Origin of the sequence: Mesorhizobium sp. M1E.F.Ca.ET.041.01.1.1 (genome assembly GCF_003997355.1) — a bacterium.
GTDB lineage: Bacteria > Pseudomonadota > Alphaproteobacteria > Rhizobiales > Rhizobiaceae > Mesorhizobium.
Window position 1 is genome coordinate 1 of sequence record NZ_RZSL01001256.1, and the last position, 465, is coordinate 465.

1 pseudogene is annotated in these 465 nt (G+C 67.1%); it reads right to left on the reverse strand.

The features are described from left to right. Positions 1-451: pseudogene (locus tag EOA38_RS38660) on the reverse strand (hypothetical protein); the annotation flags it as partial. Positions 452-465 lie beyond the last annotated feature (14 nt).

The following is a 465-nucleotide window of genomic DNA, read 5'->3' on the forward strand; positions in this document are numbered from 1 at the left end:
CCTGAAGGCGTCCGCTGTTCGCGACGCGACGGCCATCGACATCGGCATCGTAAGAAAGCTCGATGCTGCCGGTGCCGGTCTGGGCAACGGTCGCGTCGGCGACCGTCACGCGCTTGACCGGTCCGCCGTCCGGCAGTTCGAATTCGACGTTGCTGAGTTCGACCTGGCGCATCGAATCCTCGCGCACCGCATCCAGTGCGTCGTTGACACCGGAAAACACCGCTGCCGACACTTTCTCGGGATCGACGAGACCATCCTCGTTGCGCAGCGCCGCCGTCCAGTCGCCGCCGCCGGACGGCATTGCGGCGACCATGATGTGGGCGTCGGAAAACCTGGCGCTTGTCAGCCGCACCTCGCCGGACAGCAGCGGCAGCAGGCGAATGCCGAAGCGCACACGCCCGACGTCGGCCATCGGCTTGCCGCCAGCGGTCTTCAGGCTGACGTCGCTCACCTGCAGGGCGACGA